This window comes from Aquimixticola soesokkakensis, from assembly GCF_900172375.1.
GTDB classification, from domain to species: Bacteria; Pseudomonadota; Alphaproteobacteria; order Rhodobacterales; family Rhodobacteraceae; genus Aquimixticola; species Aquimixticola soesokkakensis.
Genome location: NZ_FWFS01000001.1, coordinates 573,630 through 588,384 on the forward strand (window position 1 = coordinate 573,630; position 14,755 = coordinate 588,384).

The following is a 14,755-nucleotide window of genomic DNA, read 5'->3' on the forward strand; positions in this document are numbered from 1 at the left end:
TCAAGCGGTGGCGCGGTTTATTGCGCGGCTTGCATCGCTTCGATGGAAATGAGGATCGTCACCTCGTCCGACACGTAGGGCGCAAACTGACCCATGTCGAAATCCGAACGCAGCACCGTGGTTTCGCCTTTGAAGCCGATCCAGGGTTTGGCTTCCATCGGGTGGTCGGCCATTTGGGTCAGCGCCGCTTCGATCACGATGGATTTGGTGATGCCGTTGATGGTCAGATCGCCGGTGATGGCGCCGGTGTCTTCGCCCTCGACGGTGATGGCGGTCGATTTGAAGGTGATTTCGGGGTTTTCTTCGGCACCGAAGAAGTCGCCGGTCAGGAAGTGGGCCGTGCGGGCGTCCCAGCCGGTGATCAGGCTGTCGGTGGGGAATTCAACCTCGACCGAGCTATCGGCGGGGGCCTCGGCGTCGAACATGATCGTGCCTTCAAAACCCGAGTACATGCCGGTGGTGGTCGAGAAGCCGAGGTGCTCGTAGGTGAACACGATCTGGCTGTGCGACGGGTCGAGCGTGTATTCAACGGGGGCCGCAAACGCGGTTGCGGACAGGCCAAAGACGGCGGCGGTCGAAAGAAGGAGAGTTTTCATCAAGAAATCCAAATCAGGGCACGCTGTTGTGGCGCGCATGTGAGAGCAGGCTTCGGGAGGAAGCGTTCGAAAGATGCCCTATGCTGACCGCAAACCGCGCGCGGCTCAATCCGACACGCTCAAACAAGTTCTGCGCGCTGGCGCACATCCAAAAGGTCCCCATGCGCGCAAAACCGCCGGTTAGGCGCGGCCCTGCGCAGAGTGCACTTTGGGGGGCGCAGGAAAAAGGCCCGCAAAATGCGGGCCCTGAGGGATATGTACTGTCCTGAGCCGCGTTTACTGGCTGTTCACGCGCTCGATATAGGCGCGCAGTTCCTCGGCTTCATGGCGGGCTTCGCGCAGCCCCTCCATCGCGGCGCGCAATTCGGCCTCGGACTGGTTGGCCTGATTGGTCATCTCCGCTTCGCGCTGCTGGAAATAGGCAACGGCCTGATCGCGCGCCTCCTCGGCTTCGTGCAGCTGCTGGGCCATGCGGTCGACTTCGCCCATTTCCCCGCGCGACACGCGGGTAAAGCGGTGGATCAGCCAATGCGAAAACCACCCCATCAAATAGGTGATGAACAAGATGATGGCGGTGGCGATGATAAACTTGGCTCTATCCATTACTCGGTCGTTCCCTCGTCCGTCTCTGTCTCTGCGCCGCTGTCGGGCGCGTTTTCTGTGGGGGCATCGCCCGTTTCATCCGCCGTTTGCGCGCGCGCCGTGTCGCCTGCGAGGCGGAATTCGATGCGCCGGTTGGCCTCGCGGCCCTCTTCGGTGCCGTTGTCGGCAACCGGATCTGCCTCGCCATACCCCTTTGCCGTAAGCGCTACGTCCAGAACGCGGCGCCCGATCAACGCGTTGACGACGGCATCCGCGCGCGCTTGGGACAGGGACAGATTGCCCTCCTCGCCGCCGGAGCTGTCGGTGTATCCGGCGACTTCCATCGCGGCGCCGTCGCATTTGCGCAGCACGTCGGCCAGATCGTCCAGCGTGCGCGCGCTGTCTTGGGACACTTCAGCCGACCCGCTGTCAAAGATGATTTTATTGGCGGCCATCACGCTGTTGAGATCGGCAACGCATTCCGCAGGCGTGGGCAAGGCCAGCGTTTCGTCCAGGCGCTTCACATAGGTCACGTCGATGTCAAAAACCGCACCATCGCCAAGCTTGTCGGACAGGATGCGCGCGATTTCGGCTTTGGCCGTTTGCGCGCCGGAATTGCCGCTGACGCGGACCTCATCGGCCGTCATCGTCACCGATCCGTCGTTGAGCCAGCTGAGGGCCTCCAGCGCGGCCAGCGTGCGCAGCGACCAGCCCTCGGGCAGGGTTTCGTCGATATTCATCGCGCTATACACAAGCCCTGCGCCAAACAGCGCGCGCGCATAGCTTTCGGTGGCGGTTTCGGTGCGCTCGTCCGCGATGCGTCCGCGCAGTTGCACCCGCCCCTCGGTCGAACGCTGGGCGGTGAATTCGATCACCGCATCGCTGGGGGTAGCATCGACCACCACGGGCATTTCGGCATGCAGGGTAAAGGTCGAGGGCAGGGCCGCTTTCAGATCGCCCGAGACGACATCAAAGGCGGCGCGTGTGGTTTGGGGACCGGCCAAAAGGGAAACATCCGTGTCGGAAAAGGTCACAGACCCTGCGCCCATCGCGTTCACAGCCTCAAGGCCCGCGCGCACGGCCTCGGCCCAGCGCGGCGAGGGGGAGCCAAGCCCGAGCGTGCAGGCAGGGGAGTCCACACCTGCAGCGCGCGCTGCGGCCAGAATGCGTGCGTGGCCCTGCGGCGTTTCGGCGGAACAGGCATCGAAATGCGCACCATCATCATCGATGACGAAGCGTAGGGTGAAGGGCGTGATCACGGGGCGGGGGGCCGTAATGTCGATGGTCACCGGCATCCCGCGCGGCTTGGCGCGATTCAGGTCGGTTTCAAAGCGGCTTTTTTGCGTTTCGCTGTCGGCAAGCGCGGTGACAGTGATGCGATCCGCGGCCAGCGACAGTTTCGAGCGGGGCAATTCGCGCACGGCCATCAGGCCGAAATTCATCACCGCGTCCCAACGCTCGGGGACGGGGTAATCCGCGCTTTCGATAAAGTTGACAATTTCGCCGACCCCCGTTGTGGCCTCGATCGTTTCCATCGCGGCCTCCATGTCCCAGGCGGCGGGCACGAGGCCCATCATCGAGACGCCATCGTCATTGCGCAGGATTTCGATGGAAAAACGCGGGGCGGGGATGGCTTCGCGTTCGGCCACCTGCATGGCGTTGATCACGCGGGCACTGTCCACAACGTGACCGGCGGCGCGCAGGGCTTCGATGCGGGCGGTTTCCGAAGGCGCTTCGCCCTCGAGGATCACCTGCAACCCGTCGGTTTGCACCGTGGCCCACTCATGCCCCGAATTCATCATCTGCTGGGCGACGGTCCTGGCCGAGGACGTTTCGATCACGCGGACGGCCAGTGCGGCGGCCAGAAGACAGGCAATCGCCGCGAGGACGAGAGCACCTAAAACGGGAAGCGGGTTTTGCGGACGCATTGGGTCGGGCGGCACCATTCTTGTGAGCGTTGCGATGTCTTTAATTGCAGGGGGCGTCTATCGCAATCAAAGGAAAAGTGATGCGGCAAGAAATAGCGCAGCCAAAAGCCCCGTATCGCGATTGGCGCGAAACAGCATCATGCAGCGATCCGGGTTTTCGGTGTCGAGCTTGGCCATCTGCCAGACCAGATGCCAGCCAAAGGCCCAAGGGGCGATCAAGGCAACGACAAGGCGCAGGATGTTCTCTTGCGGTGCGACGGCCTCGACGATGCTCGCCGCCATCAAAACGACCGAGATCACCAGAAAGCGCTTGAGCCAGCGCGCGGTGTCGCTGCCAAACAGGCGCGCGGTGGACTTCACACCGATCAGCGCGTCGTCCTCCTTGTCCTGATGGGCGTAGATCGTGTCGTAAAACAGCGTCCAGGCGATGCCGCAGAGGTACAAAAATCCGGCCACACGATCGATGCGCCCCGTAGTGGCGGCATAGGCGAGCAGCGCCCCCCAGTTGAAGGCGAGGCCCAGAAACACCTGTGGCCACCACGTAAACCGCTTGGCGAAAGGGTAGATCGCGACCAGCGCCAGCGAGGCAACGCCAAGCCCGATTGCCAAAGGCCCGAAGCTGAGGAGAATCGCAAAGGCCACCAGCGCCTGCACCGCCATCCAGACGCCCGCCTGTTTGACGCTGACCTGCCCCGAAGGGATCGGCCGCGAGCGGGTGCGCGCCACCGAGGCGTCAAAATCGCGATCCGTGATATCGTTCCACGTACAGCCCGCGCCGCGCATCAACCACGCCCCAAGGGCGCAGCCGACCATCAGCCAGACGTCGCGCAGCCCGAATGCGCCGTTCACGCTTGCGCCCAAAAGCACCGCCCACCAGCAGGGGATCAGCAAAAGCCACGTGCCGATCGGGCGGTCCGCGCGGCTTAGACGCAGGTAGGGGCGCGTTGCGGCGGGCGCGCGGGTATCGACCCAATTGCCCGTGACCGCATCATGGACCTGACCTGTCACAGGCGCAGATGTCATTTCCGGCGTGCTTGCCTCTGGCGCTTGGCGCTCGCTGCTCATATCTTTGGCCCCATGTCGAATTCCAATTCCGCCAATGCGAAAGTCAGGCTGTTTGTAGAGCACCCTTTGCAGGCTTTACAAACCATTCCTCTGACCGAGGCCCAATCGCACTACCTCTTTTCGGTGATGCGGATGGGAGAGGGTGCGCCGGTTCTGCTGTTCAACGGCGTGGACGGCGAATGGCTGGCCACCGTCGAGACCGCTCATAAAAAGCGCGGCGCGCTGGCGTGCGTCGAACAAACACGCCCCCTGCATCTGCCGCCCGACCTGTGGCTGATGTTTGCGCCGCTCAAAAAGGCGCGCACCGATTTCATCGTGGAAAAAGCCGCCGAAATGGGGGCCGCCCGTATCGTGCCGGTGCAAACCGATTTCACCAATGCCGACCGCATCCGCCAGGACCGCCTGCAAGCCCATGCTCTGGAAGCCGCCGAGCAATGCGGCGGCACTTTTGTGCCTGAGGTGAGCGAGCTGATGCGCCTCGACAAGCTGCTGGAGGGCTGGGACGCAAGCCGGCGCATCCTGTTTTGCGACGAGGACCTTGTGGGGCAGGGGCGCTGGCTGGATCAGCAGGGTGCGGGCAGGGACACGGGCCCGTGGGCGATCCTGATCGGTCCCGAGGGCGGTTTTTCCGCGGCCGAGCGCAAGCGCCTGCACGCGTTGCCCTTTGCGCATCCCGTTTCGCTCGGCCCGCGCATCCTGCGCGCCGATACGGCCGCCGTGGCGGCGCTGACCCTGTGGCAAAACGCGCTGGGGGACTGGACGTGATCCGCGCCGAGCTTGCGCGCCGCCTCAAACGCTTTGCCGAGCCGCTCGGGGCGTTTGCGGGGGCACTTTTGTGCCTCTGGGCGGCGCTGACCACCTTTGGTGTGACGCGCTGGGTGATGGCAGTCTTTGCGCTGGCGGCTCTGTGCTTTGGCCTTGTGGCCTTGCAGCGTGCGCTGTTTCGGGCGCGCGGTGTGGGCACGGGGCTGGTCGAAGTGGACGAGGGCATGCTGCGCTACATGTCCGCCTTTGACGGCGGCGAGGTGGAAATTACCGCCATCGACAGCCTGTGGTTGCTGCCCGCCCAGCGCGGCGCGGCGCATTGGCAGGTCGAGGGCAAGGAGGGCAGCCGCCTGCGCATTCCGGTGGATGCCGCAGGGGCCGATCAACTGTTCGACGTTTTTGCACAGTTGCCCGGCATTGAAACAGGCCGGATGCTGCGCCAGCTGCGCGACGCCCCCGACACCCCCGTTGTCATCTGGTCCTCGCGTCGCGTCACCCTCCACTGAGGGGCTTTCGCCGCTGTGAAACGGCGTGGGTGCATTGACTTCCCCAAAGTCCTGCACCAACTCTGACCCAACCGATCAAAAGACACAAAAGCCGGAGAAACACATGTCGATACCCCAATCCGGCGGCGGCCTGATCCAATCTCACGACGACCTCGTCGCGTACCTCGCGTCCGGATGCAAACCCGCCGAGGCGTGGCGCATCGGAACCGAGCACGAAAAATTCGGCTACTGCAAAGACACGTTGAACCCCATCCCCTATTCGGGCGAACGCTCGGTGCAGGCGGTGCTCGAAGGGTTGCAAGACCGCTACGGCTGGGATCATGTGTTTGAGGGGGCCTATCTGATCGGCCTGACCAAAGAGGGCGCGAATGTGTCGCTCGAACCGGGTGGGCAACTGGAATTGTCGGGCGCACCGCTCGAAAATATCCACCAGACCTGCGACGAGGTGAACACGCATCTTCGCGAAGTCAAAGATATCGCGGATGAAATCGGCGTGCGCTTCATCGGGCTGGGCGCGGCCCCCCATTGGACCCACGACCAAATGCCGGTGATGCCCAAGGGGCGCTACCGCCTGATGACCGACTACATGGGGCGCGTTGGCACCCATGGCACGCAGATGATGTACCGGACCTGTACGGTGCAGGTGAACCTTGATTTCGCCTCCGAAGCCGACATGGTGCAAAAGTTCCGCACCTCTTTGGCGTTGCAACCCGTGGCCACCGCGCTTTTTGCCAATTCGCCCTTCTTCGAGGGCAAGTTGAACGGCCATAAATCGTGGCGTTCGCGCATCTGGCGCGACCTCGACGCTGCGCGTACCGGCATGTTGCCCTTCGTGTTCGAGGACGGCATGGGGTTCGAGCGCTACGTGGATTACGCCCTCGATGTGCCGATGTATTTCGTCTATCGCGACGGCAAATATATCGACGCGCTGGGCATGTCGTTTCGCGATTTCCTCAAAGGCAAACTGCCCGCCCTTCCCGGCGAAAAGCCCACACTTTCCGATTGGGCCGATCACCTTACCACCGCATTTCCCGAAGTGCGGATCAAGAAATACATGGAAATGCGCGGGGCCGATGGCGGCCCGTGGCGGCGCCTCTGTGCGCTGCCGGCCTTTTGGGTCGGTCTGCTTTACGATCAGTCCACGCTCGATGGGGCGTGGGATCTGGTCAAGGACTGGACGCCGCAGTTTCGCGAGGAATTGCGTGTTGCGGCCTCGGTCGACGGGCTTCAGGCCGAAGTGGACGGTGTCAAAATGATGGACCTTGCGCGGCGCGCGGTTGCGCTGTCCGAAGCGGGGCTGAAGGCGCGCGCACGCGTTGGTGCGGGGGGGCTGGTGCCGGATGAAACCCACTTCCTGTCGGCGCTCAAGGATACGTTGGAAACAGGCCAAACCCCTGCGGACGAGTTGATCGCCAAATTCAACGGCGACTGGAACGGCGATGTGACCAAAGTCTTCGACGAATACTCCTACTAAGTCCCGCCGACCCCGAGAGACAAAAAAGCCCCGCCAAATTTGCGGGGCTTTTGGTTTTCTGGGCGCTGCGCGGATCAGACCTCGTCGCGGCGCACCGAGGGGATGGCGGAGGTGTCGAGTGCGATATCGTCGGCCACAGGCGCGTTCGACAAAGGGTCGCTGCCAAAACGGTTGGTGCTGTCATCGCCCTTTTTGACATACCACACCAGCAGCACGATCCAGCCGATGATCGGGATCAGCGTGAGCAACTGCCACCAGCCGGTGCGATTGATGTCGTGCAAGCGGCGCGCGCCAGCGGCAAAGGTCGGGATGACAAGTGCCAGCGAGAACAAGCTGCTCAGAGGCGAAAGGTCGCCCATCCCCAACAGCATGTCGACAAGGCTGAGCAAGAATTGGCCAAGGACCGAAAACAGAATGAAATACCAATATTCCGAACGCGGCGCACGACCCGAAAAGGTGGCGTATTTCTGAAGACAGGTTTTGGTGGCAGTTTTGAAATCCATTTTGGATGTCCCTCGTTACTTTATTTTTTACCGATTTTCGGCTCGGTGCCTGCACGCAGACGGGCGATGTTTGACCTGTGTTTGAAAAAGATGAAAGCCGTCAGGATCAAAATAAGCAACGCCCCATGGGGATGGTACAGAAAAAACGCGAAAACCGGCGCGGCCAGCGCGGCAATTAGAGCCGAAAGCGACGAATAGCGCGTCAAAACAGCGACAAGCAGCCATGTGGCGCAGGCGAGCAGGCCGACAGGCCAGCTGAGCGCCAGAAGCGTGCCCAGAAAGGTTGCGACCCCTTTTCCGCCTTTGAAGTTCAAAAACACCGGATACAGATGGCCGAGCATGGCAAACAGCGCCGCGACACCGGCACCGCTTTCCCCGACCAGCGCGCGCGCAATGAGCACGGCCAGCGCGCCTTTGCCACTATCGCCCAGCAGGGTCAGAAAGGCGGCCGGTTTGTTGCCCGTGCGCAGCACGTTGGTCGCGCCGATATTGCCCGACCCGATGGCGCGCAGATCGCCAAGGCCGAACAGCCGCGCCATCACAATGCCAAAGGGAATGGAGCCCAGCAGATAGGCCAGCAGGGCGGTGAGGAACAGCAGCAAAAGCGTCATGTCAAAGACCTTTCTGGTCAGCAAAAAGGGGCGCTTGGCACCAAAGACCTAGGCCGCAAAAACCTGCGTGCCATCGACCCAGGTGCCCAGAACCTTACCTTCCATCCTTTGCCCGTCAAAGGGCGTGTTCTTGGATTTCGATTTCAGCTTGAAACGATCCAGCAGGAAGGGCGCATCCGGGTTGAACAGGACCAGATCGGCCGGCGCCCCGACGCTCAGGCGCCCGCTGTCCAACCCGAGCAATTTCGCAGGATTGAGCGCCATCGCGCGCCACAGCTGCGGCAAGGTCAACCCGCCCGCGTGATACAGGCGCATTGCGGCGGGCAGCAGCGTTTCCAACCCGACGGCGCCGCCTGCGGCCTCTTCGAACGGCAAGCGTTTGCTTTCCTCGTCCTGCGGCGTGTGCATCGAACAGATCACGTCGATCAGCCCGCTGGCCACCGCATCGACCATCGCCATCCGGTCCTCTTCCGAGCGCAGCGGCGGTTTCACTTTGAAAAACGTGCGGTAGTCGCCAACGTCGAATTCGTTGAGCGTCAGGTGGTGGATCGACACGCCGGCGGTCACGGGCAAACCGTTGGCCTTGGCGCGTTCCAGCGCGGGCAGGGCGCGCGCCGTGGTGATCTGGTCGGCATGATAGCGCGCGCCGGTCATCTCGATCAGCGCCATGTCGCGGTCAAACCCCATGCGCTCGGCCATGGGCGAGACGGCAGGCAGGCCGCGCAGCGACGCGAATTTTCCCGAGGTCACACAGGCCCCTTTGGAGAGGTCTGGATCCTGGGGGTGGGCGATGATGAGCGCGCCCAGCGACTTGGCATAGGTCATGCAGCGCTGGAAAATCTTGGTGTTGGTGACAACATGGTCACAGTCGGTGAAGGCCACTGCCCCTGCATCCAGCATAAAGCCGATTTCGACCATTTCGGCCCCCGCGCGCGCCTTGGTCAGGGCCGAGAGGTGGCGCACTTTGACGATGGCGTCGGCCTGCGCGCGCCTTTGCACGAATTCCAACCCTTCGGGCGTGTCGATGGCGGCGGCGGTGTCGGGGCGGGTGATCATCGTGGTGACCCCACCCGCCGCAGCCGCGCGTCCGGCTGTGGCAAAGCTTTCTTTGTTGCGCTCCCCCGGCTCGGAGACCTTGACCCCCAGATCAACGATCCCCGGAGCGAGGCATTTCCCCGCGCAATCGACGGTGTCACCGGCCTGCTCACCGGCCTGCTCACCGGCCTGCTCACGGGCCTGCTCATCGGCCTGCGGCGGGGTGGATGTGCCGGTTTCGGCGATCACGCCCTCAGCAACACGCAGCCAGCCGATCTGGTCCGTCAGCGTTTCAGGATCAATGAGGCGAGCGTTGATAAAAAGGGTCATGCGGAGCCTTTCTGAATGTCGCGCAGCAGGTCGAACACCTGTTGCCCATCCGGAATTCTAAGAAAAACAGTGCGGGAGCTTGGTCCCATGTCGGGGTTTTCCATGGCAATGGTCGCCGGAAAAGCCCCGTCGAAATCCAGCAGCGTGTCGGCGGAAATCGGGAGGCTTTTCAACTGGCGTCCCGACCAGGGATAGGCTGTTGCCACAAAGGCGCGCTTTGTGGTCAGCGTGTACCATGTGGCGCGGCGGCGCAACGTGTCGCGCAAAAGCGGCCCCAGGGCGAGGGAAAGTCCGACGGTGAAATGGATCAGGCCAAAGGTCCACATATAGCCGCCCATCAGCCCTGTCATGATCATCCAGATCAGGGCAAATCCGGCAAAAGCGAAGCCGAACATCATCCGTGCCGGGCGCAGATGCATCAGACGCAGGCCGCGTTCGGGGCGGCCTTGCCACAGGATGTCCTCGCCCGCAGTCAAAATGCCCGCCCAGGCCGCGGGTCCGGTCTGTGCGCGGGTCTGAGGGGCGTGTGTCAGCGTGTCGCTCATGCGCTGGCCCAGATAATGGCAAGCAACACCGCCATGACCACCGCCGTTCCGGCCGCAAGCCAGCCCCAGCGAATGCGGGGCGGTTCGGTTTTCTTGGCGGGGGTGACCAGCGTGCCGTCGGCGGCTTTGCTGTCAAGTTTCGTGTGGCTGTGGCGGGCAAATTCCGTGTCGAATTTGCCCAGAAACGTCAGCGGTGCTTGCGGCGTCAGCGTTACCGGACCGCTCAGCGCCCGCGAAAACACCAAAACCGTGCCCTTGGAATGGGCGTCAAGCGTGGTTCGCGCCGCAGCGACCTGTGCCTGCGACATGCCGTTGGCCTCGCAGAGGTAGCGCGCCAGGCCGAACTCTTCGATCGTGTCGGTTTCGAAAACCTCGACAAACCGGCGATCCAGCGCCGTGACGCCAAGCGCCTTGGCCAGGGGGCTCGCGGCGTCGGGGGTGTCTTTGGGCGCGGCCTGAAAGACGTCGAACTGGCTTTCGGGCAGGTCGAGGCCAAAAACCCAGACCGAGCGGCTGTGCCCCTCGGGCACCTGCAGCGCCTCGCTCATACCATCACCTCGGGATTGGCATGCGCCGCCCGCAGGTTGCGCGCCAGAAGGTCCATTGCCGCCATGCGCACGGCAACCCCCATTTCCACCTGTTCCTGAATCACCGAGCGGTTGATGTCATCCGCGATCTGCCCGTCAATTTCCACGCCACGGTTCATCGGTCCGGGATGCATGACAATCGCGTCGGGTTTGGCATAGGCCAGTTTTTCCGCGTCCAAGCCCCAGCGGTGGTAATATTCGCGCTCCGAGGGGATGAACCCGCCATCCATGCGTTCGCGTTGCAGGCGCAGCATCATCACCACATCCACATCCTTTAACCCTTCGCGCATGTCGTCAAAGACCTCGCAGCCGAATTCCTCCATGCCGCTTGGCATCAGGGTCGCAGGGCCGACCAGTCGCACGCGGTTCTCCATTTTTCCCAGCAACATCAGGTTTGAACGCGCCACACGGCTGTGGGCAATATCGCCGCAAATCGCGATGTTGAGGCGGTGCAAACGGCCCTTGGCGCGCCGGATCGTCAAAGCATCCAAAAGCGCCTGTGTGGGGTGTTCGTGTTTGCCATCGCCTGCGTTGAGCACCGCGCAGTTCACCTTTTCGGCCAATAGGTTCACCGCGCCGGAATGCGGGTGACGCACCACCAGCAGATCGGGGTGCATGGCGTTCAGCGTCAGCGCGGTGTCGATCAGGGTTTCGCCCTTTTTGATCGAACTGGCCTGCATCGACATGTTCATCACATCCGCGCCAAGGCGTTTGCCCGCCAGCTCGAAGGAGGCCTGCGTGCGGGTGGAGTTTTCAAAGAACATGTTGATCTGCGTGAGGCCGCGCAGCACGTCGGAATGTTTCTCGGCGGCGCGGTTCAGATCCACATAGCGCTCGGCCAGATCCAGAACGGTGCGAATCTCTTCGGGATGGAGCGGCTCGATCCCCAGAAGATGTTTCTGACGGAAAGTCATGGGGCCTCCAATGCGCATTTGGCGCGGCTCGTGGTCACGTGACTTGGCTTATAGGAAACCGCGCTGCAGGCGGCAAGACACCGGGCAGGTTTTGCCTGCATCAGACTTCGGCAGTCTGTGCCTGCAGCGGGCACGTGGCGGGCAGGGCGCAGGAGAAACTGGGGGGCGATGTGTCGAGGTTGATTTACCTTGGCGCGCGGGCGGCGTAGTTTGAGCCAATGAACGCCGAATTGGGATATTGGGAAGCGCATGCGCTTTTGGAGTGGCACCTCGAACTGGGGGTGGATGAGGCCATCTGCGATGCGCCCGTCAACCGCTACGATCTGCCCGACACTTCGGCCAAACCGCCACGCGCGACGCCCTCTGCGACCGAGAGACGCAAAGCGCCGCCCAAACTGCCGCCCAAACCCGAAATCGACTGCGAGGCGCTTGCGGTCGAATCGGCGCGCGGCGCAGGCAGCCTTGAGGCCTTGCGCAGCGCGCTGGAGGCCTTCGAGCATTGCGATCTGAAACGCGGCGCGCGCAGTCTGGTGTTTGGCGATGGCAACCCCCGCGCACGGGTGATGATTATCGGCGATATGCCGGATCGCGACGAGGATCAGCAGGGCAAGCCCTTTGTCGGCAAACAGGGCGCGCTGTTTGATGCGATGTTTGGGGCGATTGGCCTGTCGCGCGACGCGCCCGATACCGAATCTGCGATTTATGCTACGCCGATGCTGCCGTGGCATCCCCCGCAAAACCGTGACCCTTCGGCGGCGGATATCGCGATGATGCGTCCGTTTTTGCTGCGCCATATCGCGCTGGTCGATCCGGCGGTCGTGGTGCTGATGGGCAATTGGGCCTGCATGGCACTGATGGGGCGCGCGGGCATCACGCGGATGCGCGGCGACTGGAGCGAGGTGGCCGGCAAGCCCGCGCTGCCGATGTTGCACCCCTCCTATCTTTTGCGCCGTGCCGAGTCCAAGCGCGAGGCCTGGGCCGACCTGCTGGAGTTGCAAGCACGACTGCGGGTGTTGCCATGAGTTGTGCCAACACGCGTGTCATGGGCAACGCGCGGCCGCGCGCGCTATCTTTCCCGCCATCTTTCCTGACAGCCTGCCCGAACACGCGCCCCAAGGACGCAGACCGCCCATGAGCCGCATTGACGAGAGCATCGATTTTATTCCTGTGCGCATCGCGATCCTGACGGTTTCGGACACCCGCACCGCGTCCGATGACCGCTCGGGGCAGACCTTGGTGACGCTCGCCCAGGAAGACGGCCACCGGATCGTGGACCGCGCGATCTTGCGCGACGATCGCGCGCGCATCGCCGACAAGCTGCGCGCCTGGTGCGCCGACCCCGACATCGACGTTGTGATTTCCACGGGAGGGACGGGGCTTACGGGGCGCGACGTGACCGTCGAGGCGCACCGCGATGTCTACGAGAAGGAAATCGACGCGTTTGGCACGGTGTTCACGATGGTGTCGATGAAATCCATTGGCACCTCTGCGGTGCAAAGTCGCGCGACCGGCGGCGTGGCCCATGGCACCTATTTGTTTGCCCTGCCCGGATCGACGGGCGCCTGTCGGGATGCGTGGGAACAGATCCTGCGGTTCCAGCTCGATATGCGGCACCGCCCCTGCAACTTTGTCGAAATTTTTCCGCGCCTCGAAGAACACAAACGCCGCAAATAGCGCCATCGGGCGGGAAGGTTCTGCGACGGAAGTCACGAGCCCGTGCGTACCCCTTTAGACGTTGGCCAAATTCTGCGTGTTGCGCGTAGAGTGTCAAAAGCCTGCGCTTTGGGCTCTTTCGACGCACGAGGTACATAATGCGTTTCATCCGCCGCGCTCTGACGGGCGTTTTCCTGATCGGTCTCACCCTCGCCCTGCTGGGCGCTGCGGGCTGGACATTTTATTCTGCCTTTACGGCGCGCCTGCAGGCGCAAGGACAAGCGTTTCGCGGCTCCGAGCGGCAGTTCGCGGTCAATGTGATCACCGCCCAAAGCGGCAGCGTGACCCCGGTTCTGACCACCTTTGGCGAAGTTCTGGCGCGCCGCTCGTTGCAATTGCGGGTGCCCGTGGGGGGCACGATTGTGGACATCTCCCCGAATGTCGAAGATGGCGGATCGGTTGCGGCGGGGGAGGTCCTGTTGCGTCTGGACGACACCGACGCCCGCGCCGCGCTCAAAGTGGCCGAGGCCGATGTGCAGGAAGCGCGCGGCGAGATGTCGGACGCCACTGCGGCGCTTGACATTGCGCGCGACGATCTGACGGCGGCGCAAACCCAGTCGGAGCTGCGCACCGCGGCCCTTGCGCGCCAGCAGGGCCTGGCGGATCGCGGCATTGCGACCACCAGCGTTGTCGAGGATGCGGCCCTTTCGGATGCGTCGGCCAAACAGGCGGTGCTGTCCAAACGCACCGCGCTTGCAACGGCCTCGGCGCGGGTGAACCAAGCGCAAACGGCGGTGCTGCGCGCTGAAATTGCCCGCGACGAGGCGGCGCGCGCTTTGGCGGACACGGTGCTTGCGGCGCAATTTGCGGGCATTCTGTCGGATGTCGCGGTGACGATGGGCGGGCTGGTGACGGCGAATGAACAGATCGCCACGATGATCGACCCCACCGCGCTGGAAGTATCGTTTCGCCTGACCACAGATCAATATTCGCGCCTGCTGGACGCGGCGGGCACGCTGGTCAATGCGCCGGTGCAGATGACACTCGATGCCAGTGGCGCAGGGCTGACGGCGATGGGGCGGGTGACGCGCGAAAGTGCGGCCGTGGGCGAGGGGCAGTCAGGCCGTCTGCTCTTTGCCTCCGTGAGCGATGCGGGCCGCCTGCGTCCGGGTGATTTCGTGAGCGTGGCCATCGAGGAGCCGGCGCTTGAGGGTGTCGCATTGTTGCCCGCAACGGCGGTGGATGCGGCGGGCACCGTGCTGGCCGTCACCGCCGACAGCCGGTTGGAACAGCTGGACGCGCCTGTGCTGCGCCGTCAGGGCGACGATGTGATTGTGGACGCAAGCGCCATCGCAGGACGCCAGGTGGTGTCCGAACGCTCGCCCCTGCTTGGCGCGGGCATTCAGGTGCGCATCAGTGGCAGCGAAGCCGTGTCGCAGACCTCCCCGCGCGGCCCGCCAGATAGCCCGCCCGCAGCGCAGGACGACCCGGGGGATGTGGTCGCGCTGACCCCCGAACGGCGCGCCAAGCTGATCGCCTTTGTCGAATCCAACGAACGGATGCCCGCCCAGGCGCGCGCCAGTTTGCTGGATCAACTCACCGCCGATGAGGTGCCCGCCAGCGTGATCTTGCGTCTCGAAGCGCGGATGGGGAGCTAGGCG

General features: G+C 63.3%; 16 protein-coding genes. 6 read left to right on the forward strand and 10 right to left on the reverse strand.

Features of this window, described 5'->3' with window-relative positions; translation table 11 throughout:
- Positions 1 to 17: 17 nt before the first annotated feature.
- The 4 genes from AQS8620_RS02820 to ubiA form a co-directional block, all read right to left on the reverse strand.
- Positions 18 to 596, reverse strand: coding sequence for a YceI family protein (locus AQS8620_RS02820; RefSeq protein WP_085835376.1), 579 nt, complete (start codon positions 594 to 596; stop codon positions 18 to 20).
- A 276-nt stretch (positions 597 to 872) separates the two neighbouring features.
- A complete protein-coding gene (locus AQS8620_RS02825; protein WP_085835284.1) occupies positions 873 to 1,199 on the reverse strand; it encodes a hypothetical protein in 327 nt (108 codons plus the stop codon).
- The gene (locus tag AQS8620_RS02830) at positions 1,199 to 3,106 is read right to left on the reverse strand and encodes an OmpA family protein (RefSeq protein ID WP_085835377.1); all 1,908 of its coding nucleotides are present in this window, start codon (positions 3,104 to 3,106) and stop codon (positions 1,199 to 1,201) included. Before AQS8620_RS02830 ends, AQS8620_RS02825 begins: the two co-directional genes overlap by 1 nt.
- Positions 3,107 to 3,172: 66 nt before the next feature.
- Positions 3,173 to 4,171: a 4-hydroxybenzoate octaprenyltransferase gene (gene ubiA / locus AQS8620_RS02835; RefSeq protein WP_085835285.1), complete on the reverse strand. Its 999-nt coding sequence runs from the start codon at positions 4,169 to 4,171 to the stop codon at positions 3,173 to 3,175.
- A gap of 12 nt (positions 4,172 to 4,183) precedes the next feature.
- On the opposite strand from ubiA, the gene AQS8620_RS02840 reads away from it, so the two are divergent.
- From AQS8620_RS02840 to AQS8620_RS02850, 3 genes are all read left to right on the forward strand, one after another.
- A complete protein-coding gene (locus tag AQS8620_RS02840) occupies positions 4,184 to 4,936 on the forward strand; it encodes a 16S rRNA (uracil(1498)-N(3))-methyltransferase (RefSeq protein WP_143267388.1) in 753 nt (250 codons plus the stop codon).
- On the forward strand, positions 4,933 to 5,442 hold the full coding sequence (locus AQS8620_RS02845) for a hypothetical protein (RefSeq protein WP_085835287.1): 510 nt from the start codon (positions 4,933 to 4,935) through the stop codon (positions 5,440 to 5,442). Before AQS8620_RS02840 ends, AQS8620_RS02845 begins: the two co-directional genes overlap by 4 nt.
- A 103-nt stretch (positions 5,443 to 5,545) precedes the next feature.
- On the forward strand, positions 5,546 to 6,916 hold the full coding sequence (locus AQS8620_RS02850; RefSeq protein WP_085835288.1) for a glutamate--cysteine ligase: 1,371 nt from the start codon (positions 5,546 to 5,548) through the stop codon (positions 6,914 to 6,916).
- A 74-nt stretch (positions 6,917 to 6,990) separates the two neighbouring features.
- Here AQS8620_RS02850 and AQS8620_RS02855 read toward each other — a convergent pair whose 3' ends face one another.
- From AQS8620_RS02855 to AQS8620_RS02880, 6 genes are read right to left on the reverse strand one after another with little or no spacing between them, the layout of a single operon-like run.
- Positions 6,991 to 7,419 carry a DUF805 domain-containing protein gene (locus AQS8620_RS02855; protein WP_085835289.1) on the reverse strand — a complete coding sequence of 143 codons (429 nt, stop codon included), beginning with the start codon at positions 7,417 to 7,419 and terminating at the stop codon, positions 6,991 to 6,993.
- A 20-nt stretch (positions 7,420 to 7,439) separates the two neighbouring features.
- Positions 7,440 to 8,030 carry a glycerol-3-phosphate 1-O-acyltransferase PlsY gene (plsY, locus tag AQS8620_RS02860; protein WP_085835290.1) on the reverse strand — a complete coding sequence of 197 codons (591 nt, stop codon included), beginning with the start codon at positions 8,028 to 8,030 and terminating at the stop codon, positions 7,440 to 7,442.
- Between the two features lie 48 nt (positions 8,031 to 8,078).
- Positions 8,079 to 9,395, reverse strand: coding sequence for a dihydroorotase (gene pyrC, locus AQS8620_RS02865; RefSeq protein ID WP_085835291.1), 1,317 nt, complete (start codon positions 9,393 to 9,395; stop codon positions 8,079 to 8,081).
- Positions 9,392 to 9,940, reverse strand: a complete 549-nt coding sequence (locus AQS8620_RS02870; protein WP_085835292.1) for a hypothetical protein — start codon at positions 9,938 to 9,940, stop codon at positions 9,392 to 9,394. Before AQS8620_RS02870 ends, pyrC begins: the two co-directional genes overlap by 4 nt.
- Positions 9,937 to 10,488, reverse strand: coding sequence for a hypothetical protein (locus tag AQS8620_RS02875; RefSeq protein ID WP_085835293.1), 552 nt, complete (start codon positions 10,486 to 10,488; stop codon positions 9,937 to 9,939). Before AQS8620_RS02875 ends, AQS8620_RS02870 begins: the two co-directional genes overlap by 4 nt.
- Positions 10,485 to 11,441 (reverse strand): aspartate carbamoyltransferase catalytic subunit, encoded by a 957-nt coding sequence (locus AQS8620_RS02880; protein ID WP_085835294.1) that lies wholly within the window; start codon positions 11,439 to 11,441, stop codon positions 10,485 to 10,487. The genes AQS8620_RS02875 and AQS8620_RS02880 overlap by 4 nt, the downstream gene beginning before the upstream one ends.
- Before the next feature lie 218 nt (positions 11,442 to 11,659).
- Here AQS8620_RS02880 and AQS8620_RS02885 point away from each other — a divergent pair, with 218 nt between their 5' ends.
- The 3 genes from AQS8620_RS02885 (at position 11,660) to AQS8620_RS02895 (ending at position 14,752) form a co-directional block, all read left to right on the forward strand.
- Positions 11,660 to 12,463 carry a uracil-DNA glycosylase gene (locus AQS8620_RS02885; RefSeq protein ID WP_085835295.1) on the forward strand — a complete coding sequence of 268 codons (804 nt, stop codon included), beginning with the start codon at positions 11,660 to 11,662 and terminating at the stop codon, positions 12,461 to 12,463.
- 109 nt (positions 12,464 to 12,572) lie between these two features.
- Positions 12,573 to 13,115: a molybdenum cofactor biosynthesis protein B gene (gene moaB / locus AQS8620_RS02890; RefSeq protein ID WP_085835296.1), complete on the forward strand. Its 543-nt coding sequence runs from the start codon at positions 12,573 to 12,575 to the stop codon at positions 13,113 to 13,115.
- 137 nt (positions 13,116 to 13,252) lie between these two features.
- The gene (locus AQS8620_RS02895; protein WP_085835297.1) at positions 13,253 to 14,752 is read left to right on the forward strand and encodes an efflux RND transporter periplasmic adaptor subunit; all 1,500 of its coding nucleotides are present in this window, start codon (positions 13,253 to 13,255) and stop codon (positions 14,750 to 14,752) included.
- Positions 14,753 to 14,755: the final 3 nt, after the last annotated feature.

Excerpts from the sequence above, each read along its gene's own strand:
- AQS8620_RS02820 (WP_085835376.1), bottom strand. The coding sequence starts at position 596 with ATGAAAACTCTCCTTCTTTCGACCGCCGCCGTCTTTGGCCTGTCCGCA.
- AQS8620_RS02825 (WP_085835284.1), bottom strand. The coding sequence starts at position 1,199 with ATGGATAGAGCCAAGTTTATCATCGCCACCGCCATCATCTTGTTCATC.
- AQS8620_RS02830 (WP_085835377.1), bottom strand. The coding sequence starts at position 3,106 with ATGCGTCCGCAAAACCCGCTTCCCGTTTTAGGTGCTCTCGTCCTCGCG.
- ubiA (WP_085835285.1), bottom strand. The coding sequence starts at position 4,171 with ATGAGCAGCGAGCGCCAAGCGCCAGAGGCAAGCACGCCGGAAATGACA.
- AQS8620_RS02840 (WP_143267388.1), top strand. The coding sequence starts at position 4,184 with ATGTCGAATTCCAATTCCGCCAATGCGAAAGTCAGGCTGTTTGTAGAG.
- AQS8620_RS02850 (WP_085835288.1), top strand. The coding sequence starts at position 5,546 with ATGTCGATACCCCAATCCGGCGGCGGCCTGATCCAATCTCACGACGAC.
- AQS8620_RS02855 (WP_085835289.1), bottom strand. The coding sequence starts at position 7,419 with ATGGATTTCAAAACTGCCACCAAAACCTGTCTTCAGAAATACGCCACC.
- plsY (WP_085835290.1), bottom strand. The coding sequence starts at position 8,030 with ATGACGCTTTTGCTGCTGTTCCTCACCGCCCTGCTGGCCTATCTGCTG.
- pyrC (WP_085835291.1), bottom strand. The coding sequence starts at position 9,395 with ATGACCCTTTTTATCAACGCTCGCCTCATTGATCCTGAAACGCTGACG.
- AQS8620_RS02870 (WP_085835292.1), bottom strand. The coding sequence starts at position 9,940 with ATGAGCGACACGCTGACACACGCCCCTCAGACCCGCGCACAGACCGGA.
- AQS8620_RS02875 (WP_085835293.1), bottom strand. The coding sequence starts at position 10,488 with ATGAGCGAGGCGCTGCAGGTGCCCGAGGGGCACAGCCGCTCGGTCTGG.
- AQS8620_RS02880 (WP_085835294.1), bottom strand. The coding sequence starts at position 11,441 with ATGACTTTCCGTCAGAAACATCTTCTGGGGATCGAGCCGCTCCATCCC.
- AQS8620_RS02885 (WP_085835295.1), top strand. The coding sequence starts at position 11,660 with ATGAACGCCGAATTGGGATATTGGGAAGCGCATGCGCTTTTGGAGTGG.
- moaB (WP_085835296.1), top strand. The coding sequence starts at position 12,573 with ATGAGCCGCATTGACGAGAGCATCGATTTTATTCCTGTGCGCATCGCG.
- AQS8620_RS02895 (WP_085835297.1), top strand. The coding sequence starts at position 13,253 with ATGCGTTTCATCCGCCGCGCTCTGACGGGCGTTTTCCTGATCGGTCTC.